The sequence below is a fragment of the Ruegeria sp. AN6 genome (assembly GCF_056540425.1).
In genome coordinates this window covers 1-23,536 of the sequence record NZ_JBQFWR010000004.1, presented here as the reverse complement: position 1 = coordinate 23,536, position 23,536 = coordinate 1, and the positions used below count along the sequence as shown (strand labels likewise).

Genomic DNA, 23,536 nt, shown 5'->3' with positions numbered 1-23,536 from the left:
GGTACAGCCACATCATTGGATTTGATCAACAGTTCTCGGAACAACTTTTCAGGCGCAAAATGTGCGGGGTCACGTCTGCGCGCCGGCGAGACATCCCCAGATCGCACAATGCTTGGGCCAGACATCCTCGTCCTCGTCATAGAACCGCTGGGCGTGCTTGTTTGCGACGATGGAAATCGGCACGCAGTCCAGGCGGTGACGATGCCCCCGGCGAATTTTGGCGTGCGACGCTCGATGGCTAAAGCGTGTCATTGGGCTGGGTCTCCTACACTTTCCACGCCCTGACCCGTAAGGTCGGCAATACCACGCCGCAGTTATTAGGCGTTCCTTTGATCAGAAAGCTCTTTGCAGGCTCACCCCATACGCGGATCAACCAGTAGGTATACGCCTGAAAACCGCCCAAAACAGCGATCACTGCTTTTGGCGAAATCCGGCAGGATTCACCTACTTAGGTGTAATCCACCCATTGGACTTTATCGTCAGTCAGCTCCAAATGCGTGACAGCGGCTTTACACAGAATATCTACCGTCAGACCAACCGCGGTCCGGTAATCTGCATTCTCCAGAGACTTTCCGCCCCCCATGAAGAGCGTGTTGCTCCGGGACAATGATAAGGCTCCAGAGAGCGAAGGTAAGAACCGGACAACCCGCTCCTCCACCCACGACAGGCATTCCTCGGACGCGCGGATCGCCGGGCGGGCCAGATGCTCGTTATTTTTCCCGTCAGCGAACTTGAAAAGATCAAACAGAAATTCGTGCTGTTGTATCCCTCGGTCAGAGGCCTCAGCGGTCCTGAGTGCATGCCGAGAAATTAGAATGTGTAGCGCGTATTGCCACCACGATAGCGTTTCGCTGCTGTCTCGAGGATCAAATTCCCGCCCTTGCCTCGGCGACAGTCATCGCATCGCAGAGAGCTACGTTCCCGCTCTCGACCAAAGCGAAACCGCAAGCTTCGTTTTGAGCGGCCATATCGAGATTACCTACTGGGTTTCGTCTCTCCTGCGGTCGCGTTCCTGCAATGCACGGATGCGCATCCGTTGTGCGGCCTGAATATGCGCACGCATCTCCGTCTCAGCAGCTGCACCGTCGCGAGCATTCAAAGCCGCCATAATGCGCCGATGCTCGGCCACCGCAGCCTCGGCCCTGTCACCCTCCAACAGTTGAGATGGCCCAAGGACCAGCAGAGCCTTTTGCAAGGATAACATCGACTTTGCCAGAAACCGGTTCTTGGCTGCATCCAGCAGTGTCGCATGAAAAATCCGGTTGATCCGCACAGCGTCCGGGCCCGTGCCTGCCTCCGCCAGTCGATCATTCAGAACCTCAAGCTCATCCAGTTCGACACCGGACGCAGCGCGGGCGGCCAAACGGGCAGCTGTCCCCTCAAGTACCGCGCGCATTTCATAGAGCTCCATCACCTCTGCATAATCCAGACTGCGCACGGTTGCGCCCTGCCGTGGAACATGGATCACCAATCCGTCAGTCTCCAACTGCCGGATCGCCTCGCGCACCGGGGTACGGCTGACGCCCAATCGTTCAGACAGCTCTATTTCTCGCAGGCGTTCACCGGGCAGAAGAGTGCCTTCGCGAATATCGTCCAAAAGACGTTGGTACGCGGAATAGCCTTGCGGGCCGGGCTGTAAGGGGTCGTCCTGTATGGTCACATTAGGCTCACTTGTGTTCTTGCATCCTCTTGTATACAGTTGAATACACAACGAGTCAATAACGCTGGAAAACGTTCCTTGCCCACGCTGACCAACACACTGCCTCTTCTGACAAAGCGGGCCGTAACACTCGGCCTTGCACTTCTTGGCACCGGAGCTTTCTGGACGTTGAATCTGCCGCTGCCCTTTCTGTTTGGTCCGATGAGCGCCTGTCTGATTGCGGCCCTCGCGCATGCGCCGATGGAAGGGTTCGGGCAGGTGTCAGTGGCAGCGCGCACCATTCTGGGTGTGGCGGTGGGCGCATCAATTACACCTGCCCTATTTGCTGAATTGCCTAAAATGGCCGCGTCGATTGCACTGGTCCCATTTTTCATCCTGTTGATCGCGCTGATCGGCGTACCATTCTTCCGCCGGGTCTGGGGTTTCGATACGACAACCGCATTCTATGCCGCCATGCCCGGCGGCTTGCAGGACATGATCATTTTTGGGACCGAAGCTGGAGCCAACCCGCGCACTTTGTCGCTGATCCATGGCACGCGCGTGCTGATCATCGTGACGCTGGCCCCGCTGTTTCTGACCATGTTTTACGGCGCCGAACTGACAAACCCGATCGGAGAACCCGCACGCGACCTGCCGCTGCACGAGCTGGCCCTGATGGTGCTGGCTGCCTTTATCGGCTGGAAGGGCGGCGAGCGTATCGGCCTGTTCGGCGCATCGATCCTGGGGCCGATGATCCTGACGGCTGCTTTGTCTCTCTGGGACTTCATCCATACACGACCACCGCGCGAGGCCATCCTGGCCGCACAATTCTTCATAGGTTGCGGAATTGGCGTGAAGTTTGTCGGTGTTACCTGGGTAGAGTTGCGCAAGGTCGTGGCCGCGGGCTGCGCTTACGTGGTTGTGCTGGCCGTGCTGGCAGCGGCATTCACAGCTGTTGTCACCACGTTGGGGTTTGGCAAACCGGTCGAGGCGTTTCTGGCCTTCGCACCCGGCGGGCAGGCCGAAATGACGGTTCTGGCCATCGTCTCAGGCGCGGATCTGGGCTTTGTGATCACTCACCATTTGACAAGGATCGTGCTGGTGATCATCGGCGCACCTATCGCCGCAAATCTCATTCTGCGCTGGTCCAAACCTCGGGGTTGATCATATGGATCGGCGCGCCTTCGGTATAAGCGTTTACCTGATCGAAGATGTCTGCAAATTGCAGGTTGAACTCGCCCTCGGTCACAAAACCGATATCGTTGGCCAAGCGACCGCAGGTCCTTGATTGCCAGAAGTGGTACAAGAAGGACTGTGCGACCTTTACTTCCGCCAATCACCCATATCAGGATGGAATCGCCGACTTCTTCATGCCGTAGTACATTGAGCAGGTTGAAGCAGGGGCACTCACTCGGAAAAGAAACTGGCGTCAGGCGATGAAGTTTTCGAAGCAGTTCAACCGAAGATCGGCTTCAACGCCAGCGCTAAACTAGGTAGCGAATGGTCAAGAACGGGTAAGTTTCTGCTTAATGGCGATCGCAAAATAGTGCGCATCAATTTCAACTGTCGTATCTGCACACTTCTAACCTTTTTCCGTTTGTTTTGACATACGCAACCTCCACTGCCCGGAGGAGATGGGTTCGAACTGAAACCGAAGAAATTCTTCGTCGGCAGATAATGATCTTTCAATCGGTCCGGCGATACTGAACGGGGATTCGAAGAGTTGTGGTGTTTCGAACCTGGTGGTTGGGTGGTGTGTCGCTGGGAATTGGTTCAGAAAATAAATCCAATTCTTGCCCATAATCCACGTAAATCGGTGTGTTTTACCGTGATTTCAACGGGTTCACCAATTTTGTCGGAGTGAGGCACAACTGGAAATTTCGCCTTGTATTCCCGCCGCTTGCAAGGATATACCCGTCGGCGGAGACGTGGCCGAGTGGTCGAAGGCGCTCCCCTGCTAAGGGAGTAGGCGGGAAACCGTCTCGAGGGTTCGAATCCCTTCGTCTCCGCCATAAATCATTGATAAGTAACGAATATTTTTTCTTGCTGCACCGCAGAAATTCTGGGGCGCCGCTCCCTCTTTTACCAAAATCTGCAAAAAGCGGAGAAAAATAATTTCCTATAAACAAGTAGTTACATCCAGTCCGATTCACGGTCTAAAAAAATTGGCACAAAATCGGCACAGCTTTGAGACTTCGTTTCCGTCAATGCTGCGACGCAGAATAACCCCGCATTATGGTTCCTCGAGAACCGCAATCAATGGCCTAAGACTTCAGGGTGAACCCACTGGGACCCACAACAAATAGAAACGCTACTCTCTTTGGCAGCTGTATGTTGTATCAGAGCATACAAATGATAAGTGTCTCACCGTGAGACACGGTGTGGTCGAATCAATTTTAAGGAGAAGGCGGTGGCTCGGTACACGCTAAAGCCATTTCCGCGACTAAGGAAACTAAAATGCCATTTGAAATTGAATTTTTGCCCGTAGGGGAAGGTAACGGAGACGCCATCTGCGTGCGTTACTCTACCAATGGATCGGATTTTGTTATTCATGTCGTCGACGCGGGTTACGTCAATACAGGTCAGACCGTCGTGGACCATATCAAAAAGTACTATGATGAACCCGATTTCATTGACCACCTAGTTGTCACTCACCCTGATCGAGATCACTTGGGTGGAGTCAAAACAGTCCTGGAAAACTTTGATGTTGGTTCGCTTCGCATGAACCGTCCGTGGCTATACGCGGAGCAGGTATTAGATAACTTCCATGGGCGCTACACAGTGCAAGGATTGGAAAATGCCCTTCGCGAAGCTTTTCCTGTGCTCGCAGAACTGGAAAGAACAGCACTACAGCGCGGTGTCAAAATTGATGAAGCATTTGCTGGGCATGACATCGGAGCGTTCAAAGTGCTGGCTCCGCTAAAAGATCGCTATTTGGCTTCCATTTCCGAATTCGATCAGACGCCGACTTCCTATCAAGACGTCCAATCTCAAGGAATTCTAGCGATGGCATCTCAAGCCGGTCGCCGGTTCGTAGAAAAAGCTAAACAATTCTTTAGTGAAACATGGAACGAAGAGAAGCTGGAAGAAAACCCAGATCCTACCTCCACGCTCAACGAAACAAGCATCGTACAGTATGCGATAATTGACGATCGAGCAGTCTTATTGACCGCGGACTCTGGTCCAATTGGACTAAACGAGGCAGCAGGTGTGGCCGAATACTTAAACATCAAGCGCCCATTGAATTTCATCCAAATTCCCCATCACGGAAGTCGAAGAAATGTAACTCCATCGGTATTGGATCAATGGTTGGGTGAGATGGTCGAGCAAGGCACGCATAGAGGAAGCTCGTTCTGCAGCGTAGGAAGCAACAAACCTGAATACCCGAGGAAGAGAGTAAAAAACGCCTTTCTTCGTCGCGGCTACAAGGTCCACTCAAGTAGGGGCAAGGTTATTAGGCACTATCACTCGATGCCCGAAAGAGCGGGATGGGTTACAGCGACGAGCGAAGCTTTTGAGACCGCGTACGAGGAGTGACAAGATGAATGCTCTTGATGTTTACAACATTCGTTCAAGGCTTGTCCCGGCGATCATGGCGTGTGGATCGCTTATATTTTTGGGCTGCGTTCTTCTACCTTCAAGCGCTTATCCAATGGTAAAGATTGCTTCGACCGTTTCATCGCTTCTGGTGGTATTTGCGCTTGCAGACATAGCTCGTAGAAACGGAAAGAGAGTTGAAGCTAAGATTTTTTGCAGCGTTGATGGAAAACCGAAACACTCGTTGCTGAGCTATAAAAGTACTGGGATCGATGATGCAACCAAAGCGAGGTACCTAAACTTTCTCAGCAATAAACTTGGTGAGGAAGAAATAGACATAACCTATGAAAATTCGCATCCAGACAAAGCAGACGCATTCTACCAGAGGTGTGGGGCTTGGCTGCGCGAACAAACAAGAGACAAAGACAAGTTCAACGTGTTGTTTGAAGAGAATAAGACCTACGGATTTCGTCGAAACCTATATGGCTTGCGGCCCGCTGCGTTAACTTTAGACTTTCTAATTTCAGCTGCCGCAGTTCTTGTTTTAACGATTGAAAGTTTGTCTTGGTTGGAAAGCCTTGGTGGTACGTATGTTCTACTTTCAGTGATCGTCATTTGCGCGCTGCATGCCGCATACTTTCTGCTGTTTGTGACGAAGAAATCAGTCGAAGAAGCGTCTGAACTATATGAACGCCAACTCTTGCTCAGTATAGAGCAATTGATGGACTAGAGTTTCATACGCCGTGCAATTCAAGTTTTAACGTGCAAATGGACCGCTACCTATAACCTTTGAAAATCAAACGATATTCAGCTTCAAGTGTCTGAAAGCTCGCACGAAAAAAATGGCGGGAAGTGGTTTTTCTGTGCAAATTTGGCACAAAATTGGCACAACAACCAACATAATTTCCGGTAAGATGTTGTTTTTGTTTGTGAAAATGGAAACGGATTCTGCCCTGCTAAGGGAGTAGGCCCGGAAGGGTCTCGAGGGTTCGAATCCCTTCGTCTCCGCCATATACCATTGAATTTAAACGGCATTTTCGGCCTTAGTGGCGATACCCGCCAAAAAACCCGCCATCTCAAATGCGCTTGGTTGCCACTCTATGCGACGGTTGAATCAGTTAAGGCCCTTCGCGGTTGCCCTCGTTCCGTGCTTATTCCACAGGGTCTCACCAGGACCGTCGCTTGTTCGCTATGTGGTTCCTGCGTTTTCTTAGCCATTGCGGCGGACCACTTCAGCGAAGGAGTGTCGTTCTTTCATGTGTTTAGTTATCAAGTTGAGCGTGAGTTGCGTGCGAGCGTCATCAAACGCGAACGGTGCTTTAGTTGTGCCGCATCGACAGACGACAGCGTTGCTGACTGCAAACGTAGCAAAATCTCGTCCGGGATCGGGGCGGCTTGAGGGTTTGGTTTTTGCCGGACGTGAAGCTCCATAAATTCGCCAACAGCTACCAGACCACTACCGTTCAGCATCTGCATGTGCAGATGGAAGCGCTTTTCATCACAACTCAGAATACGCGTCTCAATTCGAAGATAGTCAGCTTCCTTGACTTCCCGCAGATAAAACTTGTGGTCCTCAAGCAAATAGATCGTGCACCCGGTGCGCGCGCGATACTCAGCATCGAACCCGACCTCATCCTGCATTGCATCGACGGCGTAGCTGAACACCAGCCCGTAATAGGCATCTTGCATGTGGCCGTTGTAGTCGATCCATTCAGGTTTCACCGTGGTTTCAAAAGTGAACATCAATCCCGGGGCACCTCAAGATCATAGAAACGCGCTGCGGTCTGACTGAACACCGCCGAATGCGCCTCAGCGGGGACCAGATCACGGTAAGCCTGAGCTAGGAATGCGTAATCACCATAAAGTTTGTCGACCGGGAAGTTTGAGCCGAACATGGCTCGATCCGCTCCGAACTGGGCAAGGCACTCATCCACAATTGGGCGTACGCTTTCCACGGTCCATTTGTGGTCGAACATGCCCAGGCCAGACAATTTGCATGAGACATGCGGCAGATCGGACAGGTGCCGAAGGCGTTTGGCCCAGTCTTTCAATCCTTTAGGACTGCGGTCGTACGGTGAGGCTGCGTGGCACAGCGCAACCTTTGTATCCGGAGCCTGCGCCATTACCCCAGCCGTTTTCTCCATTAACTCGGGAATAAGTTGAAGATCAAAACTGAAACCCCGCCGTCCGGCCTCCTTCAGTCCGTCCAGAAATCGCGGATCGTCCAGTAGGGTATTGGTGCCTGTCTGCGCGTCCTCTCCGGGTGCGCGGCCAACGATTTGGCGCACGCCGCGCACAGTTGGAAGGGCCTGAAACGTGTCAAGCTGGGCGGGTAGGTCGACTGAGGTCAGATCACAGAACACAACCTGCGCCATCGGCCAGTCTGGATTGGCATCGGCGACGGATTGAACCCACCTGGCTTCGTCCAGACCGTTTTTGGCCCCCACCTGGATATGGATAGACGCGCGGATTCCGCAGGGTGTGGCTTCGGACCGGAACTCGCGCAGCTGGTAATTTCTTTGAATCGGCGTCGGGTCGCCAAAGAACCTTTCCACCCCGCGTGCCATTAGCCAGGGGTAGTTTACTGCCTCAAGGTCCCAAAGGTGGTGATGCGCGTCGATCCAGCCGGTCATGTCCGCGGTACCTTCGCCATGCGTCCCAGGATATCAACACCCTGCTGCTTCCAGAAATGCAGCAGGTCTATGAAAATCCAGTTCTCGGCCAGCTTGTCACCCTCGCGTCGATAGATGTCGATCACACGGAATTCACCGGCCTTGTCGGTGGCGGGCATGCCCATGAAACCGCCGGTGGGCCGCGCCGTGAAATTCGGCCAGCCGAAAAAGCCGCCATAGCGCCCCTCAGCCATGCGGCAAATGTGTTTGGTCTTTGAGCGGTCCGTGAAGGATGCGCGGAACGGGCCTGAGTGCTGCTTTGCATAGCGCTCGATCGTATAGGTCGCACCGATCCCTGCAGGCCCCCACCAGATCATGCCTTCGCACCATGTTTGGCGCAGTTCGTCTTCAAGGCTCAGACCACTGTTCCATTGGCCGAGATCGGAAATCATGGCATTAATCGTGCCGAGGGTTTTCTCGCCTTCTTCGGCGGATTGCGGGCTGAACATTAACCCGTCATGCGTCATCGGTCCCGGTTGAACCAGATGGGCCGCAGTCTGGGGCGGGAAGGGCTGCAACCCGGCCTGCATCATGAAATGTGGGATGTCAAAATACATCGCCGTCTCGGTGATTTTGCCATTCTCGACCTTGTTGAATTCGCAATAGCGCAGAAACGCCATCTTGCCTGTTGGGGCGATGCCCAGCCACTCATTGTCGAACAGGCCCATGAGGTTTCCCATCGAAACAACCCAGACCGAGGTGAACCCGTCCATCTCGTTTTTACCGGCCATGAACACGTCCATCCGACGTTGCAGGTGCTGTAGGCTGTGCCTCAGAGGAAGCCAGAATTTCTGCGCCACATCATCAGTGCCGTGCAGTTCATCAAATGGATGGAATCCGCGCCACAGGTAGTCTTCCGCGCAGTGCTCAGACATCGTGTCAGTGACATCCGATTCTTCAGCGTTGCCTAACTCCTCGTAGTACTCAAGAACGACTGTTTTTTCGGCATCATAGGACATTATCAATTTCTTTCAGTGCTTTAACTGTTGCAATGGCGCGGTTTTCAGAGCGGTAAGGCTTGTTTTTGCATGCGCATGCAAAAAAAGCTTGCCAGATGTTTCTTTTGTTGTCTATGCTTTTTGCAAACGTATGCACGGCGACCCGCAGGGAGGGACTCAATGGCCGAAATTCAACTTCGCAACGTTGGAAAGCGTTGGGGTTCGTTTGTCGGGGTCGACAATTTCGACCTTACGATTTCCGACAAAGAGTTTCTGGTTCTTCTCGGCCCGTCAGGCTGTGGCAAAACGACGACCATGCGCATGATCGCCGGTCTGGAAGACGCCAGCGAAGGTGACATTCTGATCGACGGTACCCGCGTCAACGATATGGAGCCCAAGGATCGTGACGTCGCGATGGTGTTCCAGTCTTACGCTCTGTATCCGAACATGAATGTTTACGAGAACATTCGCTTCCCGTTGAAAGTTCGCGGGACCGACCCGTCCACGCATGACGAGAAGGTGCGCCGCGCATCCGCCATGGTCGAGTTGGATGACTTCCTGCACCGCAAGCCTGCGGAATTGTCGGGCGGTCAGCGTCAGCGCGTCGCCTTGGCACGCGCCATCGTGCGCGAGCCGAATGTGTTCCTGATGGACGAACCTCTGTCGAACCTTGATGCCAAGCTGCGCGTCTCGACCCGTGCTCAGATCAAGAACCTCAGCCATGAACTGGCAGTGACCACGATATACGTGACCCACGACCAGATTGAGGCGATGACTTTGGCCGATCGCGTGGTGATCATGAAACAGGGCGTGGTGCAGCAGGTTGGATCTCCGACCGATATTTACGACGAACCTGCAAACACATTTGTGGCCAGTTTTATCGGCAACCCGGCGATGAACCTTGTCGAGGGCGAGGTGAAGGGCGGCGTGTTCCGCGCGCAAAGCACCGAACTGCACGGGCTGAACGCGCCGGATGGCCCCATCACGCTGGGCTTTCGCGCCGAAGACGCCAATGTGGTGGAAAGCGGCGGCGAGATCAACGCGCCGATCTATACACAAGAGCTGTTGGGCGACAGCACCATGGTTTCTGTCCGGATCGGCAGTGCGCTGGTCTCGGTCAAAGCTGACAAAACCTATCGGGCCGAAATCGACGATCAGGTTTCGATCCATATCCACACCGATCACTGCCACTTGTTTGACGCGCAAACAGGCGCCCGCCTGAGCCGTTAGACAGTGAAAACCAAACCCTAAAAAACGGGTCAATCACGGGTGCAGACTTCGAAGATGCACCCATCTACCTAGGGAGGAACACTTATGTTTCTGAAGAGAATTGCGTTGGCCAGCTCGGTGGCCGCCTTTGCCGCAAGCGCAGGATATGCCTGCGAAATCGGCGGTCGGGTCAACATTGTTGGCAATGAATTTGCCGCGATTCAGGCCGTCGCAGCCGGTGCCAAGGAATGCACCGGGGCGACAGTTGAATCCAACCTGACATCCGAGCACCAGACCATCAATGTGGCTGGTCTGTCCGGGAACCCGTCGGAATACACAAGTGCGATCATCGCCAACAGTTCGATTGTGGCGCTGATGAACGAAGACGTCATCCGCCCGCTGAACGATCTGGTGGAACAGCATGGTCAGGATCTGCAGCCAGGACAGCTGATCAAGATCGGCGATGACATCATGGCGGTTGCCTTCATGGCCAACGCACAGCACCTGATGTACCGCAAGGATGTGCTGGAGCAGGCTGGCGTCGAAGTCCCCACGACCTATGAGGAAATGCTCGAAGCGGCAAAAGCCATTCGCGAGCAGGGCATTATGCAAAACCCGGTAGGCGGGGCCTATGCTTCGGGTTGGAACCTGGCGCAGGAATTCAACAACATGTTCCTTGGGTACGGCGGCAGCCACTTTAAGCCCGGCACGGCCGAGCCGAACGTGAATTCCGAGGCCGGTGTAAACGCGCTGAACATGATGAAAGAACTGTCGGAATACATGAACCCCGACTTCCTGACCCATGACTCGAACGCCACCAACGCCGAATATCGCGCGGGCAACGTTGCCATCATGAACATGTGGGGTTCGCGCGCATCGCAGCAGACCACCACCGAAGGTGTGCTGCAAGAGGTGATCGATGGTCACGCAATTGGCGCGCCGCTGACAGTTGGCGGGGGCGATACCCCGGCGTCAACGCTGTGGTGGGACGGTTGGACCGTCGGCAAGAACATTTCGGACGAAGAAGCCGAGGCCACATTCATCGCCATGAAACACGGTATCCGCCCGGGCATGCTGAATGATGAAACCACGCCGCTGGCGGTCTGGCTGATCGAAGGCTACGAGCCCGCGGCAGATGCCGAAGGCGTGTTTGCGGCGGCCAAAATGGGCACACCGGCATATCCGATGCTGCCTTACATGGGTCTGATGCACAGCGCGCTGGGCAACGAACTTGCTGACTTCATGCAAGGCAAGGAAAGCGCGGAGCAGGCACTGGCCGATGTCGAGGCCGCCTATCGCGCTGCCGCCATCGAGCAAGGCTACCTGCAGTAAGACGCAGCTTGTGCGGGCGACCCTGACAGCCGCCCGCACAAACACGCCGACGCGAGGATTGCGACATGCGCCATAAGACATTCCTTTGGTTCTTCCTGCCCACAGGACTAGCGATGTTGCTGTTCATCGCCATGCCCATTGTGTCGGTCGTGATCCAATCGATTTTCGCACCCCATCCGGCCGTTCTTTTGGAGGTTGAAAACTGCACCCCTCTGATCGGCTGCACGACAGAAACAACCATCGACCAAGAGGCCACCGCGGCCCTGCGCGAGGCACAGCCCTTGGGCCGGTTCGTGGGCCTGGGTATCTATTTTGACCGTGGCCACCTGGCGATTCAGGAACTCAGCCAGATGTGGGCGGCCAACGAGAGCTGGGGTGGTTTTTTCTCGGATCTGGGCAACCTGCCGTTCTATCGCGCGATGGCGTTCACGCTGACATTCACCTTCATTGTGACGCCTCTTACGATCCTTCTGGGGCTGGTCATCGCGCTGGCCGTTAACTCGCTGCATCGGCATCTCAAGGGGCTGATGATCTTCTTTTCACTCCTGCCCATGATCGTGACCCCGCTTATCGGGTCTCTCATCCTGTTCTGGATGATCGACAGTCGCGGCGTCATCGGAAACGCACTCGTGTACTTGGCTGGCGACCCAAGTTTCAGCCTCAAAGCCTCGACTGGGATGATGTGGGTTGCCCTGATGGTCTATGGTGTCTGGAGCTCGGCGCCGTTTGCGTTCGTTGTTTTCTATGCGGGGCTTCAAACGCTGCCGCAGGACCAGATCGAAGCGGCGCAAATTGACGGCGCGACCCGCTGGCAGCAGGTCAAGTTCGTGGTTGTCCCGCATCTCATGCCGCTTGTGACTTTTGTGGCGCTCATCCAACTGATGGACAACTTCAAGGTGTTCGAGCCGATCATCGGGTTTAGCGCCCAGGCGCATGCACAATCCCTCAGCACATTCATATTCGACGACCTCGGCGGTGAAACCCGACAACTGTCGTCGGCAGCCGCCACCTCGGTGATGACAATTATCGGGGTCGCCATTCTTCTGTCGCCCGTGCTTGTCCGCACATGGCGCGACTTTAAAGGAGCAAGATAACATGGCCAGCCGCGCACAAAGAATGCCCACAAGCCTTCGGGTTGCCTCGTCCCTGTTCGTGCTCCTTTGGTTTGTCTTGGCCGCTTTCCCTTTTCTGTGGACGGTGTGGGGATCGTTCAAGGTCGAGCTCGATTTCTTCTCGATTGCTGACTGGACCAACGCCCTGACAGGTGCCCGAACCGAAGCGGTCTATGGCTCACCATTCACCACCACCGGGTATGAGGGTGCGTGGATTCAGGAAGAGTTCTGGCGTAATGTTCTGAACACCGGGATCGTGTGTTTCTTTGTGGTTACCATCTCGCTGACCATTGGCACGCTGGGGGGGTATGCCCTGTCGCGGTCGTCCTACAATTACACGTTTTGGCTGTTGATCACGGCGCTGATCTTCCGTGCGATGCCGCCGATCACTCTGGTCTCGGGTTATCTGCTGCCGTTCTTTGAATGGAACATCTGGGGCATTCTGCCGACAACGATCATCGTGCTGGTGGCGATCAACCAGCCGTTCACTCTGTGGATGCTGCATTCCTTCTTCAAGAACATCCCCAGCGAGCTGGATGAAAGCGCCAAGGTCGATGGCTGCAACCAGTTTCAAGCCTTCCGCCGCGTGATCATTCCGGTGATGTGGCCGGGCGTGATCACCACCGGGCTGTTTTCATTCCTGCTGGCCTATAACGACTTTGCCGTGGGCGCGATGCTGCTGTCCGAAAGCAATCGCACCATGGTGCCTGCCATCGCGGCCTTCCTCGGCACCACTCAAACCGAAGGCAATGTGATGTTCGCCGTTGCTGCCGTGGTTTCTGCCACCGTGCCGCTGTTCATCCTGGTCATGTTCTTCCAGCGCCAGATTGTTGGTGGTTTGACGGCTGGGGCGGTCAAGGGCTGATGAGTGCTGCTGCAAGACATAACGCAATTGGACGCCATCCGGCGCTCAACCGGATGCCAAGGGATTTTCTGACGGCCGACTAACCCTCCTTGTCGACACAGAAAACCCTTTGGCACCCATAAAAGGAAGAGACACATGAAGGGCTCCCGCCCAGAACAGGCCGTGCTGACACGCGACACGGACATGAGCAAAACCAACGAAACCCGCGCCGTGATCGAGGCGATGGTTGATGGTTTGAACGATCACCGCATCGACGATATCGGCGAGTTTTTCTCGCAAGGGTTCCGCTGGCTGGGCAATCAGGGCTGCGGCACCAAGACCGGGCTGAAAGAATTTCAGGAAAACTGGCAGCGCCCATTCCAGGCTGCGTTTTCCGACAAGACCTGTATCGACGAAGCGCGCCTCTACATGGGTGAGTGGGCTGCGGCCTTTGGCCGACAAGAGGCAACCCATTCCGGTGAATTCCTGAGTATCGCTCCAACCGGAAAGCGGGTCGAGATCCGATATATGGATTTCTGGAAAGTCGTCGACGGCAAGATCGTCGACAACTGGGTGAACGTCGACTTCGCCCATGTCGCCGCGCAGCTTGGCGTTGATCTTTTCAATGGCGAAGGCTGGGAAACATTCGACCGGGGAGAGAAAACTCCGCCCCGGCCCGACAATTGAGGATAAAAACAATGGCAATTGAATATCTGAAACGCGGTAAACCCGAAGCTGACCGGGCAGAAGATGACGCAAAGACCCGCGCCGTTGTCGAGGCGACGCTGAAGGATATCGAAACCCGCGGTGACGCGGCAGTGCGCGAGTTGTCGGAGAAATTCGACAACTATTCGCCTGAGAGTTTCCGCCTGAGCCAACAGCAGATCGACGACCTGATCGCGTCGCTGACCGAACGCGAGCTGGCCGATATCAAATTCGCCCAGAAACAGGTGATGAACTTCGCGCAGGCGCAGCGAGACTCGATGCTGGATATCGAAGTTGAAACGATGCCCGGTGTGATTTTGGGTCACAAGAACATCCCGGTGCAGTCGGTTGGTTGCTATGTGCCGGGCGGTAAATTCCCGATGGTGGCTTCGGCTCATATGTCGGTGGCAACGGCCAAGGTTGCGGGTGTTCCCCGCATCATCGCCTGCACCCCGCCATTTCAGGGCAAGCCGAATGCTGCGGTAATCGCGGCCATGCATTTGGGCGGCGCGCATGAAATCTACGTCATGGGCGGCATTCAGGCGATTGGTGCCATGGCGATTGGTACGGAAACCATCGATCCGGTTCACATGCTGGTGGGACCGGGCAATGCCTTTGTGGCCGAAGCCAAGCGCCAGCTATTTGGTCGCGTCGGTATCGACCTTTTCGCGGGTCCGACCGAGACCATGGTCATCGCCGATGAAACCACCGCCGATGCCGAGCTCTGTGCGACCGATCTGCTGGGTCAGGCCGAACATGGTTATAACAGCCCCTGCGTACTGGTCACCAACTCACGCAAATTGGCCGAAGACACACTGAGCGAGATTGACCGTATCCTCGGCATCCTACCCACTGCCGGCACCGCGAAGGTCAGCTGGGAGGAATATGGCGAGATCATCGTCTGCGATACCTATGACGAGATGCTGAAAGTGGCGGATGACATAGCGTCCGAGCACGTTCAGGTCATGACCAACCGCGACGATTGGTTCTTGGAAAACATGACCTGCTACGGCGCGTTGTTCCTTGGGCCACGCACAAATGTGGCAAACGGCGATAAGGTGATTGGGACAAACCACACCCTGCCGACCAAGAAGGCCGGTCGCTATACAGGCGGTCTCTGGGTGGGTAAGTTCATGAAAACCCACAGCTATCAGAAGGTCGTCACCGACGAGGCTGCGACGCTGATCGGCGAACACGGCTCGCGCCTGTGCATGCTGGAAGGCTTTGTCGGCCATGCCGAGCAATGCAATATCCGCGTCCGCCGCTATGGTGGGATCAACGTTCCTTACGGTGAGGGCGCCCCTTACCGAGAGGCTGCGGAATGACCGACGTCCATTCAGCGAACAAGGCGCAGATTGCCCCGTTGCGGGCGGCAATGTACGGTTTTGACGAAGCAGGGGTGCGCGCCGCTCTGGATGCGCTGATCGCACCGGGCGCGGTTGTGCATATGCCGCATCCTTTCGGTGATCTGATCGGTCCGCAGGACCTCTACGACACCTGCTATGCGCCGCTGCTGAAAGCCATGCCCGATCTGGAACGCCGGGACTGGATCGTGATGGGCGGGCCAACGGAACATGGCGATGATTGGGTCGGTTGTGGCGGGCATTACATTGGCACTTTCGTCGCCCCGTGGTTGGATATCCCGCCAACCGGGCACCTGACCCATATGCGATTCCACGAGTTCTACCGCATCGCCGATGGCAAGGTTGTAGAGATTCAGACTCTGTGGGACCTCCCCGAGGTGATGATGCAGGCCAAGGCCTGGCCCATGGCCCCGTCGCTGGGGCTGGAATTTTGCATTCCCGGCCCGGCAACGCTGGACGGCATCGTGTCCGGACCGTGGGATGAGGCGATGTCGCAGGCCTCGTGCACTCACATTGTCTCAATGCTCGAACACCTTGAGAAACACCCCAGCCAGGGCGGCCCTGAAGTGATGGAGATGGAGAAGTTCTGGCATCCGCGCATGAACTGGTACGGTCCTGCAGGGATCGGCACGGGTCGCGGTATCGCGGGGTTCCGCAACTGGCACCAGATTCCGTTCCTGAACGGCATGCCCGATCGTGGCCAGTATGTTGAGGATATCACCTATCACTTCTTCGGTGACGGCGACTATGCCGCCGTTACCGGCTGGCCCGACATGATCCAGACCGTCACGCATGATGGCTGGATGGGTATCGCGCCGTCCGGCAAGCGGATTACCATGCGCAGCCTCGATTTCTGGCGGCTCGAAGATGGTCTGATCCGCGAGAACTGGGTCATGGTCGATCTGCTGGACGCCTACCGCCAACTGGGCGTAGATGTCTTTGCCCGCTTGCGCGAGTTTAATAAGGCACGCGTTCCGGGCAAAATTCCGTTCCCGGTCGGCGAGGTCTGATATGCCCCAATTCCCCAGCACCCCCAGTTTCAGCCTCAGCGGCAAGCGCGCACTTGTCGCCGGAGCTTCCTCGGGCATCGGCATGGCCTGCGCGGTTGCGCTGGCCGAACAGGGTGCCGAGGTCACATTGGCTGCGCGCCGCGCAGATGCGCTGCGCGATATCGCCGAGGAAATGAGCGCCCGGGGCTGGGCTGCCCATGTGCTTGAACTGGATGTCTCGGACGTGGCGGCAACGGCCGAGGCTGTGGCGCAGAACGGACCGTTTGATGTATTGCTGAATTCGGCAGGGCTGGCCCGGCACGGTAAGGCTGTGGACACGCGACCGGATGATTTTGATGCCGTGATGGGGGTGAATGTCCGAGGGGCCTATTTCCTGACGCAAGCTGTTGCCAAAGGCCTGCTTGACGCTGGGCGCCCCGGGTCGCTGATTAACATCTCAAGCCAGATGGGTCATGTCGGTGGCAGAGAACGCGCCGTTTACTGCGCGTCGAAATTCGCAGTCGAAGGGTTCACCAAGGCGATGGCGCTGGAGTTCGGACCCGAAAAGATCCGCGTCAACACGATATGCCCCACATTCATCTTGACCGACCTGACTAGATCGACCTTCGATGACCCGGACAAACGCGCCTGGATCCTGGACAAGATCAAACTTGGCCGACCGGGTGAGATTGAGGATATCATGGGGGCTGTGGTCTATTTGGCCTCGGACGCGTCGGCATTGGTGACCGGTACGGCATTGATGGTGGACGGAGGTTGGACGGCGGACTGATGGCCACACACAAGGTTACATCCATGGAAGTCGCCCGCCTTGCAGGGGTCAGCCAATCTGCGGTCAGCCGGGTTTTCACACCGGGCGCATCGGCGTCCAAGAAAACCATAGAAAAGGTGCGCAAGGCCGCCAAAGAACTGGGATATCGCCCGAACGTTCTGGCCCGTGCAGTGGTGTCCGGCAAAAGCCAGATCATCGGGCTGGTCGTTGCGTATCTGAACAACCAGTTTTACCCCGAAGCGCTGGAACGGTTGACAAACACGCTGCAGGAACGTGGCTATCACGTGCTGATATTCATGGCCTCACATCAGGCTGGCAATATAGACAACGTGGTCGAGGAAATACTCGACTTTCAGGTCGACGGGATCATCGCGGCTTCGGTTGCCTTGTCGTCGGACCTGTCCGACCGCTGCCGGACCGCGGGCGTGCCGATGGTGCTGTTCAATCGGGCACAAGACGACACGTCGATGTCGGCGGTCACATCCGACAATGTTGCCGGGGGACGAAAGGCCGCTGAATTCCTGTTGGCCGGAGGACACAAAAAGATCGGATATATTGCCGGATGGGAAGGCGCTTCGACCCAGCGTGACCGCGAAACTGGCTTCGTTGCGGCCTTGCAGGAGGCCGGTGTTACCCTGCACGCCCGCGAGGTCGGAAATTTTGTGGCCGAAGAAGCGCGGCAAGCGACGCTAAAGATGTTCAAAGCCGATCCGCCTGATGCCGTGTTCGTCGCCAATGATCACATGGCCATTTCCGTGATGGATACTTTGCGGTTCGAGTTGGGGTTGAGTGTCCCAAGCGACGTTTCAGTCATCGGGTATGACGACGTGACTGTTGCTTCATGGCCAGCCTACAACCTGACCACAATTCGACAGCCCGCCAACCGCATGGTCGCGGAAACGGTGGATATTCTGCTCAGCAAGATTGAGGATTCTGATGCTCGCCCACGCAGGGTTGAGATTGACGGACCGCTTATTGTTCGCGGCTCGGCCCGCATACCTGAAGGATGGAAGACATGAAGGGATTTGATCCCAAATTCAAAGATTTCCCCGATTACATCATCGGGATCACCAAGGAGATTTGGGAGGACCGTGGCATTGCTACATTGCACCACTATTATGCGCCGGATATCGTGGTGCGTTCGCCCGGTTCGGTTGTGGTTGGCAATCAGGGGGTTATCGCCGCCACGATGGCGACCCTTGCCGAGTTTCCGGATCGTACATTACTTGGCGAGGATGTGATCTGGTCGGGCACACCGGAAGAGGGCATGCTGTCGTCGCACCGCCTGCTGTCTACGGCAACGCATTTGGGCGACGGCGTTTATGGCAAGGCGACCGGCAAAAAGCTGGTTTATCGCATCCTGGCCGACTGCCACGCCATCAATAACCAGATCAACGACGAGTGGCTGATCCGCGACCAGAGTGCGATTGTCCAACAGATGGGGTGGGATCCCAAGGAATACGCCCGCGACCTGATAGCGCGAGAGGGCGGGCCTGACGCCTGTGTTCAGCCCTATACGCCAGCAAATGATCAACCCGGCCCCTACAAAGGCCGTGGCAATGACAATGAATGGGGCCAAAAATACGCCGACATCCTGACCCGGATCATGAATGCCGATATGGGGGTGATCGAGGCAGAGTATGATCGCGCCGTCCTGTCGGAATATCCCGGCGGCACCACAGGGCATAGCTGGGGGCCGGTGGATCGGTTCTGGATGGGGCTGCGCGCGTCTTTCCCGAATTCAGAATTCAAAATCCAGCACCAGATTGGCCGCGACGATCCGATGATGCCACCGCGCGCGGCGATCCGCTGGACACTGCACGGCAAGCATGACGGCTGGGGCGTTTTCGGCGTTCCGACCGGGGCCGAGGTCTTTGTGCTGGGCATCAGTCAGGCCGAGTTCGGCCCCTGGGGTCTGCGTAAGGAATACACCCTGTTTGACGAAACCTCGATCTGGAAACAGATTCTGCTGAAAACCGGCGATCTCTAGAATGTCGCCCCGTATCTCAAATCTGGATGCCGGGCAGGTGTTGCGGCGGTTCCACGCCCACCGCGCCAGTCTGCGCGCCCGGTGGCTGAACAATCGCCCTCCGGGCCTTGGGGATTGATCCGATCAAACCTCAAAGCAAAAGGAAGAAAGAAATGAGCACAATTCAAAGCCGCATCGTTCGTTATGGCGAGCTAAAGCCCTGCAAAACCGCGTTCATCGACGCGCACACACCGGGGTCTGACCAGAAAGAGAACTTTACCATCATTGGTGGCGGCGTTAGCGAAAGCCCCGATCAGCACGTCCACATCACCGACAAGATCGGGTTCAACATCGGCGCAGCGGGACAACCGCCGAAATGCCGCAACTCGCTGCACAGCCACACCACGGCCGAGGTGTTCTTTGTTGCTAAAGGCCGCTGGCGGTTCTTTTGGGGTCGTTACGGGACCGCAGGTGAGTTCATCGCCGAAGAGGGCGACATCTTCAACATCCCGACCGGCATCTTCCGCGGGTTCGAAAATGTAGGCCAGGACTACGGCATGATCATGTCGATGCTGGGTGGCGATGACGCTGGTGGCGGTGTGACCTGGGCTCCGCAAGTCATTCAGGACGCGCAGGCCCATGGCCTGGTTCTGGGCAATAACGGCGTGCTCTATGACAGCAAAAAGGGCGAGGAATTGCCGCACAACGTGCAGCCCATGCCGTTGCTGACCGAGGAAGAGCTGAAAGCGTATCCCGAGGTTCCCGTTGATGCGGTGATCGGAAAATATGTCGCCCGGTACTGGGATCTGATGGCGCTGTCGGTGGACAAGCCGACAATGGTGATCGGTGAGAATGGCCTGATCAAGGACAAGCCCGGTTTCGAGGTGGATTTCCTGACACGCGGCTCGGCCGTGACTGATCAGATCAAGGCGGACAAGCCTGTGGTTCTGATGCCGGCCAGCGGCCATTGGCGTATCAGGATTAATGAGGTCGAAGTTACCCTGTCCAACGGCGACACCGCACTGGTTCTGCAGGGTGAAAGCTATTGTGTTGAACCATCAATGACCGGGTTCGCCGGACTCTATAGGATCACGGCCACAGATGACCCAGCAGGAGCAACCTGGACAGAATGAACGCGGACCCCAAAGACACCCATGCTGTCTACGAACGGCAAGCTACAGAGTATGACAGGCTCCGTTCAAAGGCTCTCTTCGAAGCGCGTTGGCTGGCGCGCTTCACCGCGAGCCTCAAGCCTGGCGAGCATGTATTGGATTTGGGATGTGGCACCGGCGACCCCATAGCGCGCTGGTTCCTGGCCGAGGGTTTTAACGTAACGGGTGTCGATTTCTCAAAGGCAATGTTGGCCATCGCCCAAGATCGCTGGCCTGATGGTGATTGGCGGCATGCCGATATGCGGGAATTCGATCTGGGCCAGACATTCGACGGCATCATTGCCTGGAACAGTTTTTTCCATCTCACGGCGGAAGAGCAAAGGGGATGTATCGCGCGCATAGCTCGACATTTGCGATCTGGCGGAATGCTTATGCTGACGGTCGGACCGCGCGCTGGTGAAGACAGCGGCACAGTGGGGACAGAACCAGTATATCATGCTTCGCTTTCGCCTGCGGAATATGCCCTGTGCTTAGAAGAAAACGGGCTGCGGATGACCGGCTTTCTTGCCGAAGACCCCGAAACCCAAAGCCATACAGTCTTGATGGCGCGCAAAACCTGAGGAGGTCCTGATGAGCATAAAAACCACCCATGTTGGGTCACTGCCCCGGACGCAGATGGTCGTGGACTTCATCTTCGCGCGCGAGCGGGAGGAACCGTTCGATCAGGCCGCGTTCGATGCCTGCATGACCGCTGCGGTGTCCGAGACGGTGCGCAAACAAGCCGAGGCCGGGGTTGATATTGTCTCGGATGGTGAGACCTCAAAAATCTCTTATGCCACTTATGTGAAGGATCGCTATACGGGCTTTGATGGGGACAGCCCACGCAACGCGCCGGCGGACCTCAAAATGTTTCCGGGCTTTCTGCAACGATTGGCCGATGACGGCGGAACGCCGCAATATGCGCGGCCCATGTGTGTGGGTGAGGTGCGCTCGAAAGGGCAGGGTGAGCTGCAGAAAGACATAAACAATCTCAAGGCTGCGATGGCCGAACACACGGTCGAGCGCGGTTTTATGAACGCCGCTAGCCCCGGAGTGATTTCCCTGTTTCTGCAAAATGATTTCTACCCAACGCGCGAAGCCTATCTGGCCGCGCTGGCCGATGCGATGAAAGAAGAATATGAAACCATCGTTGGTGCGGGTCTGGATTTGCAGCTGGATTGCCCGGATCTCGCCCTGTCGCGCCATATGCTGTTCACCGATCTGTCCGACGATGAATTCGTGAAAATTGCAGACATGCACGTTGAGGCGTTGAACCACGCGCTGCAAAACGTCCCATCCGAAAAAGTGCGCGTCCATATCTGCTGGGGCAATTACGAGGGCCCGCATTGCTGTGACATCGCCATGGACAAGGTGTTCAAAACGTTGATGTCCACCAAATCTCGCTATGTTCTGTTCGAAACTTCGAACCCGCGCCATGCGCATGAATGGACGGTGTTCCGTGACCGCAAGGATGAGATTCCGGATGACAAGGTTCTGGTGCCCGGTGTGGTCGACACCACGACCAATTTTGTCGAACACCCCGAGGTGGTCGCCCAACGCACCCAACGCTTTGTCGATATTGTCGGTGCTGAACGCGTGGTTGCCGGATCGGATTGCGGCTTTGGCACCTTTGCAGGCTTTGGCGCGGTCGACCCGGATATCGCCTATGCCAAGCTGGGCGCGCTGGCCGAAGGGGCTGCCTTGGTCAAATGACGCCGCTTATCCTCCTGCCCGGAATGATGTGCAATGCGCGGTTGTTCACCCCGCAGATTGACGCCTTGTCAGGCAAATACCCGATCCTGACTGCACCGATCGGCGGACAGGACACAATGCAGGCGCTGGCCGCCGAGGTGTTGGTCAATGCGCCTCAACGTTTCGCTATGGCGGGGCTCTCCATGGGTGGCATCGTGGCGATGGAAATCCTGCGGCAGGCTCCGGACCGTGTGGCCGGTCTGGCGTTAATGGACACGAATCCATTTGCTGAATCGGACGAAGTAAAAGCCAGGCGCGGCCCTCAGATCAATGCCGTCGAACTCGGCAACCTGCGCAAGGTGATGGCCGAAGAGATGAAGCCGAACTACCTGACCGACGGCCCGCACCGCGCCGCCATTCTGGACTTGTGCATGGATATGGCCATGGATCTAGGGTCTGACGTTTTCATCAATCAATCCAAAGCTCTGCGTGATCGCCCAGATCAGAGTAATACCCTGCGTGAATTCACGGGTGCAGCGTTGGTTCTGTGTGGGCGCGACGATACCCTTTGCCCTGTCGTACGGCACGAATTGATGCACGGCATGATGCCGCAAAGCGGGTTGGAAATCATCGAAAACGCCGGCCATTTGCCGACTCTGGAACAACCGCAACAAACCACGGCGGCTCTGATCCGCTGGCTGGAGGCAATATGAACCAATCTCTGTTGGACCTGTTGAAAAAGGTCGACACGCCAACTGTTTGCAACGCCATCGAAGTGGCGCAGGGCAAGCGCGGTTTCAATGATTTTACTCGGGGCACGATGCAGTGCTCTGACCCTGATGCGGGTGCGATGGTAGGATATGCCCGGACCGCAAAGATTGCCGCCGTAAACCCGCCAACCGAGGCCTCCGACGTGATCCGCGCGCGTCGTATGGATTACTACCGGCACATGGCCGCAGGCGCCGGTCCCGCCGTGACCGTGGTGGAAGACTTGGATTACCCCGACTGCATTGGCGCTTACTGGGGTGAAATCAATACGACTGTTCACAAGGGTTTTGGCATCAGCGGTGCGCTGACCAACGGCGTGATGCGGGACCTTGGCGACCTGCCGGATGGATTCCCGGTGGTTGCCGGGTATGTCGGGCCAAGCCACGGGTTCGTGCACGTGAAAGAGGTTGGAACTCCGGTGACAATCTTCGGCCTGTCCATCAATGAAGGAGACCTTGTGCATGCCGACCGGCATGGCGCTCTGGTGATCCCGCCCGAGGTGGTGGACGAGCTTGAACAGGCGATCATCAAGCTGCTTGAAACCGAGAAACTGATCCTGGATCCCGCCCGAGCATCGGGGTTCGACTTCGACGCCTTCGAAAAAGCATGGGCGGCGTTCGAAGCCTCGCGGACTTAGGAGCACGAGGCCGCTGAACGGAAAAAGGAGACCGGTCGAGCCGCGATATCCTGGAGGTGGTTACACGAATATCGGCACTTTTTGATCGGCCCGAAGTTAGGTTCTGGACCCATTAATTTGGTTGCCGTCATCTCGGCTGCATGATTCAAGCCCCTGAGTTTCAGGGGTATAACATGAGTAATCTATTC

Annotated in this window: 24 protein-coding genes, 2 tRNA genes and 1 pseudogene; 20 read left to right on the top strand and 7 right to left on the bottom strand. The window is 56.2% G+C overall.

Annotated features, from left to right (window positions below):
• Positions 1 to 69: 69 nt before the first annotated feature.
• The 3 genes from ACR0MQ_RS08560 to ACR0MQ_RS08550 all read right to left on the bottom strand — a co-directional run bounded on the left by ACR0MQ_RS08560 (position 70) and on the right by ACR0MQ_RS08550 (position 1,660).
• Entirely contained in the window at positions 70 to 252 is a 183-nt protein-coding gene (locus tag ACR0MQ_RS08560) for a hypothetical protein (protein ID WP_480607360.1), read from the bottom strand.
• Between the two features lie 196 nt (positions 253 to 448).
• Positions 449 to 607 (bottom strand): hypothetical protein, encoded by a 159-nt coding sequence (locus ACR0MQ_RS08555; RefSeq protein WP_480607357.1) that lies wholly within the window; start codon positions 605 to 607, stop codon positions 449 to 451.
• Positions 608 to 979: 372 nt separating this feature from the next.
• Positions 980 to 1,660 carry a GntR family transcriptional regulator gene (locus ACR0MQ_RS08550; protein ID WP_170772106.1) on the bottom strand — a complete coding sequence of 227 codons (681 nt, stop codon included), beginning with the start codon at positions 1,658 to 1,660 and terminating at the stop codon, positions 980 to 982.
• A 78-nt stretch (positions 1,661 to 1,738) separates the two neighbouring features.
• Between ACR0MQ_RS08550 and ACR0MQ_RS08545 the strand changes: the two genes are divergently transcribed.
• Complete coding sequence (locus tag ACR0MQ_RS08545) at positions 1,739 to 2,803, top strand: AbrB family transcriptional regulator (RefSeq protein ID WP_170772109.1); 1,065 nt, start codon at positions 1,739 to 1,741, stop codon at positions 2,801 to 2,803.
• On the opposite strand, the pseudogene ACR0MQ_RS08540 reads toward ACR0MQ_RS08545, so the two are convergent.
• Positions 2,772 to 2,897: pseudogene (locus tag ACR0MQ_RS08540) on the bottom strand (D-2-hydroxyacid dehydrogenase family protein); the annotation flags it as partial. The gene ACR0MQ_RS08545 and the pseudogene ACR0MQ_RS08540 sit on opposite strands and share 32 nt — an antisense overlap.
• A 664-nt stretch (positions 2,898 to 3,561) precedes the next feature.
• On the opposite strand from ACR0MQ_RS08540, the gene ACR0MQ_RS08535 reads away from it, so the two are divergent.
• The 4 genes from ACR0MQ_RS08535 (at position 3,562) to ACR0MQ_RS08520 (ending at position 6,187) form a co-directional block, all read left to right on the top strand.
• Positions 3,562 to 3,651 (top strand) — tRNA-Ser (locus tag ACR0MQ_RS08535).
• A 445-nt stretch (positions 3,652 to 4,096) separates the two neighbouring features.
• On the top strand, positions 4,097 to 5,176 hold the full coding sequence (locus tag ACR0MQ_RS08530) for an MBL fold metallo-hydrolase (RefSeq protein WP_480607355.1): 1,080 nt from the start codon (positions 4,097 to 4,099) through the stop codon (positions 5,174 to 5,176).
• Between the two features lie 4 nt (positions 5,177 to 5,180).
• Positions 5,181 to 5,906, top strand: coding sequence for a hypothetical protein (locus tag ACR0MQ_RS08525; RefSeq protein WP_480607352.1), 726 nt, complete (start codon positions 5,181 to 5,183; stop codon positions 5,904 to 5,906).
• A gap of 179 nt (positions 5,907 to 6,085) precedes the next feature.
• Positions 6,086 to 6,187, top strand: a tRNA-Ser gene (locus ACR0MQ_RS08520).
• Between the two features lie 258 nt (positions 6,188 to 6,445).
• Here the strand turns inward: ACR0MQ_RS08520 and ACR0MQ_RS08515 are convergent.
• The 3 genes from ACR0MQ_RS08515 to ACR0MQ_RS08505 are packed head-to-tail and all read right to left on the bottom strand — an operon-like array spanning position 6,446 to position 8,807.
• The gene (locus ACR0MQ_RS08515; protein ID WP_170772111.1) at positions 6,446 to 6,919 is read right to left on the bottom strand and encodes a thioesterase family protein; all 474 of its coding nucleotides are present in this window, start codon (positions 6,917 to 6,919) and stop codon (positions 6,446 to 6,448) included.
• Positions 6,919 to 7,809, bottom strand: coding sequence for an amidohydrolase family protein (locus ACR0MQ_RS08510; protein WP_480607349.1), 891 nt, complete (start codon positions 7,807 to 7,809; stop codon positions 6,919 to 6,921). The genes ACR0MQ_RS08515 and ACR0MQ_RS08510 overlap by 1 nt, the downstream gene beginning before the upstream one ends.
• Positions 7,806 to 8,807 carry an ester cyclase gene (locus ACR0MQ_RS08505; RefSeq protein ID WP_170772114.1) on the bottom strand — a complete coding sequence of 334 codons (1,002 nt, stop codon included), beginning with the start codon at positions 8,805 to 8,807 and terminating at the stop codon, positions 7,806 to 7,808. Before ACR0MQ_RS08505 ends, ACR0MQ_RS08510 begins: the two co-directional genes overlap by 4 nt.
• Before the next feature lie 159 nt (positions 8,808 to 8,966).
• On the opposite strand from ACR0MQ_RS08505, the gene ACR0MQ_RS08500 reads away from it, so the two are divergent.
• The 15 genes from ACR0MQ_RS08500 (at position 8,967) to ACR0MQ_RS08430 (ending at position 23,348) form a co-directional block, all read left to right on the top strand.
• Entirely contained in the window at positions 8,967 to 10,016 is a 1,050-nt protein-coding gene (locus tag ACR0MQ_RS08500; RefSeq protein ID WP_170772116.1) for an ABC transporter ATP-binding protein, read from the top strand.
• An 84-nt stretch (positions 10,017 to 10,100) separates the two neighbouring features.
• Positions 10,101 to 11,327, top strand: coding sequence for an extracellular solute-binding protein (locus ACR0MQ_RS08495; protein ID WP_170772118.1), 1,227 nt, complete (start codon positions 10,101 to 10,103; stop codon positions 11,325 to 11,327).
• Between the two features lie 65 nt (positions 11,328 to 11,392).
• Positions 11,393 to 12,421 carry a carbohydrate ABC transporter permease gene (locus ACR0MQ_RS08490; RefSeq protein WP_170772120.1) on the top strand — a complete coding sequence of 343 codons (1,029 nt, stop codon included), beginning with the start codon at positions 11,393 to 11,395 and terminating at the stop codon, positions 12,419 to 12,421.
• Between the two features lies 1 nt (position 12,422).
• Positions 12,423 to 13,304: a carbohydrate ABC transporter permease gene (locus ACR0MQ_RS08485; RefSeq protein ID WP_170535375.1), complete on the top strand. Its 882-nt coding sequence runs from the start codon at positions 12,423 to 12,425 to the stop codon at positions 13,302 to 13,304.
• A 135-nt stretch (positions 13,305 to 13,439) separates the two neighbouring features.
• The gene (locus ACR0MQ_RS08480; protein ID WP_480607344.1) at positions 13,440 to 13,970 is read left to right on the top strand and encodes an ester cyclase; all 531 of its coding nucleotides are present in this window, start codon (positions 13,440 to 13,442) and stop codon (positions 13,968 to 13,970) included.
• An 11-nt stretch (positions 13,971 to 13,981) separates the two neighbouring features.
• Entirely contained in the window at positions 13,982 to 15,313 is a 1,332-nt protein-coding gene (gene hisD, locus ACR0MQ_RS08475; RefSeq protein WP_480607341.1) for a histidinol dehydrogenase, read from the top strand.
• A complete protein-coding gene (locus tag ACR0MQ_RS08470) occupies positions 15,310 to 16,362 on the top strand; it encodes an ester cyclase (protein ID WP_170772126.1) in 1,053 nt (350 codons plus the stop codon). The genes hisD and ACR0MQ_RS08470 overlap by 4 nt, the downstream gene beginning before the upstream one ends.
• A 1-nt stretch (position 16,363) precedes the next feature.
• Positions 16,364 to 17,131, top strand: coding sequence for an SDR family oxidoreductase (locus ACR0MQ_RS08465; protein ID WP_170772128.1), 768 nt, complete (start codon positions 16,364 to 16,366; stop codon positions 17,129 to 17,131).
• Positions 17,131 to 18,150: a LacI family DNA-binding transcriptional regulator gene (locus tag ACR0MQ_RS08460; protein WP_170772130.1), complete on the top strand. Its 1,020-nt coding sequence runs from the start codon at positions 17,131 to 17,133 to the stop codon at positions 18,148 to 18,150. Before ACR0MQ_RS08465 ends, ACR0MQ_RS08460 begins: the two co-directional genes overlap by 1 nt.
• Positions 18,147 to 19,121, top strand: a complete 975-nt coding sequence (locus ACR0MQ_RS08455; protein ID WP_480607336.1) for a nuclear transport factor 2 family protein — start codon at positions 18,147 to 18,149, stop codon at positions 19,119 to 19,121. The genes ACR0MQ_RS08460 and ACR0MQ_RS08455 overlap by 4 nt, the downstream gene beginning before the upstream one ends.
• 152 nt (positions 19,122 to 19,273) lie before the next feature.
• The gene (locus ACR0MQ_RS08450) at positions 19,274 to 20,233 is read left to right on the top strand and encodes a cupin domain-containing protein (RefSeq protein WP_170772134.1); all 960 of its coding nucleotides are present in this window, start codon (positions 19,274 to 19,276) and stop codon (positions 20,231 to 20,233) included.
• Positions 20,230 to 20,832 carry a class I SAM-dependent methyltransferase gene (locus ACR0MQ_RS08445; protein ID WP_170772136.1) on the top strand — a complete coding sequence of 201 codons (603 nt, stop codon included), beginning with the start codon at positions 20,230 to 20,232 and terminating at the stop codon, positions 20,830 to 20,832. The genes ACR0MQ_RS08450 and ACR0MQ_RS08445 overlap by 4 nt, the downstream gene beginning before the upstream one ends.
• A 10-nt stretch (positions 20,833 to 20,842) precedes the next feature.
• The gene (locus ACR0MQ_RS08440; protein WP_480607332.1) at positions 20,843 to 21,964 is read left to right on the top strand and encodes a cobalamin-independent methionine synthase II family protein; all 1,122 of its coding nucleotides are present in this window, start codon (positions 20,843 to 20,845) and stop codon (positions 21,962 to 21,964) included.
• On the top strand, positions 21,961 to 22,656 hold the full coding sequence (locus ACR0MQ_RS08435) for an alpha/beta fold hydrolase (protein WP_170772137.1): 696 nt from the start codon (positions 21,961 to 21,963) through the stop codon (positions 22,654 to 22,656). The genes ACR0MQ_RS08440 and ACR0MQ_RS08435 overlap by 4 nt, the downstream gene beginning before the upstream one ends.
• A complete protein-coding gene (locus ACR0MQ_RS08430; protein WP_170772139.1) occupies positions 22,653 to 23,348 on the top strand; it encodes an RraA family protein in 696 nt (231 codons plus the stop codon). The genes ACR0MQ_RS08435 and ACR0MQ_RS08430 overlap by 4 nt, the downstream gene beginning before the upstream one ends.
• Positions 23,349 to 23,536 lie beyond the last annotated feature (188 nt).

Coding starts and splice junctions, on each gene's coding strand:
- ACR0MQ_RS08490 (WP_170772120.1), top strand. CDS start 11,393: ATGCGCCATAAGACATTCCTTTGGTTCTTCCTGCCCACAGGACTAGCG.
- ACR0MQ_RS08480 (WP_480607344.1), top strand. CDS start 13,440: ATGAAGGGCTCCCGCCCAGAACAGGCCGTGCTGACACGCGACACGGAC.
- ACR0MQ_RS08525 (WP_480607352.1), top strand. CDS start 5,181: ATGAATGCTCTTGATGTTTACAACATTCGTTCAAGGCTTGTCCCGGCG.
- ACR0MQ_RS08485 (WP_170535375.1), top strand. CDS start 12,423: ATGGCCAGCCGCGCACAAAGAATGCCCACAAGCCTTCGGGTTGCCTCG.
- ACR0MQ_RS08505 (WP_170772114.1), bottom strand. CDS start 8,807: ATGTCCTATGATGCCGAAAAAACAGTCGTTCTTGAGTACTACGAGGAG.
- ACR0MQ_RS08445 (WP_170772136.1), top strand. CDS start 20,230: ATGAACGCGGACCCCAAAGACACCCATGCTGTCTACGAACGGCAAGCT.
- ACR0MQ_RS08450 (WP_170772134.1), top strand. CDS start 19,274: ATGAGCACAATTCAAAGCCGCATCGTTCGTTATGGCGAGCTAAAGCCC.
- ACR0MQ_RS08440 (WP_480607332.1), top strand. CDS start 20,843: ATGAGCATAAAAACCACCCATGTTGGGTCACTGCCCCGGACGCAGATG.
- ACR0MQ_RS08515 (WP_170772111.1), bottom strand. CDS start 6,919: ATGTTCACTTTTGAAACCACGGTGAAACCTGAATGGATCGACTACAAC.
- ACR0MQ_RS08435 (WP_170772137.1), top strand. CDS start 21,961: ATGACGCCGCTTATCCTCCTGCCCGGAATGATGTGCAATGCGCGGTTG.
- ACR0MQ_RS08465 (WP_170772128.1), top strand. CDS start 16,364: ATGCCCCAATTCCCCAGCACCCCCAGTTTCAGCCTCAGCGGCAAGCGC.
- ACR0MQ_RS08500 (WP_170772116.1), top strand. CDS start 8,967: ATGGCCGAAATTCAACTTCGCAACGTTGGAAAGCGTTGGGGTTCGTTT.
- ACR0MQ_RS08495 (WP_170772118.1), top strand. CDS start 10,101: ATGTTTCTGAAGAGAATTGCGTTGGCCAGCTCGGTGGCCGCCTTTGCC.
- ACR0MQ_RS08455 (WP_480607336.1), top strand. CDS start 18,147: ATGAAGGGATTTGATCCCAAATTCAAAGATTTCCCCGATTACATCATC.
- ACR0MQ_RS08510 (WP_480607349.1), bottom strand. CDS start 7,809: ATGACCGGCTGGATCGACGCGCATCACCACCTTTGGGACCTTGAGGCA.
- ACR0MQ_RS08470 (WP_170772126.1), top strand. CDS start 15,310: ATGACCGACGTCCATTCAGCGAACAAGGCGCAGATTGCCCCGTTGCGG.
- hisD (WP_480607341.1), top strand. CDS start 13,982: ATGGCAATTGAATATCTGAAACGCGGTAAACCCGAAGCTGACCGGGCA.
- ACR0MQ_RS08530 (WP_480607355.1), top strand. CDS start 4,097: ATGCCATTTGAAATTGAATTTTTGCCCGTAGGGGAAGGTAACGGAGAC.
- ACR0MQ_RS08460 (WP_170772130.1), top strand. CDS start 17,131: ATGGCCACACACAAGGTTACATCCATGGAAGTCGCCCGCCTTGCAGGG.
- ACR0MQ_RS08430 (WP_170772139.1), top strand. CDS start 22,653: ATGAACCAATCTCTGTTGGACCTGTTGAAAAAGGTCGACACGCCAACT.
- ACR0MQ_RS08560 (WP_480607360.1), bottom strand. CDS start 252: ATGACACGCTTTAGCCATCGAGCGTCGCACGCCAAAATTCGCCGGGGG.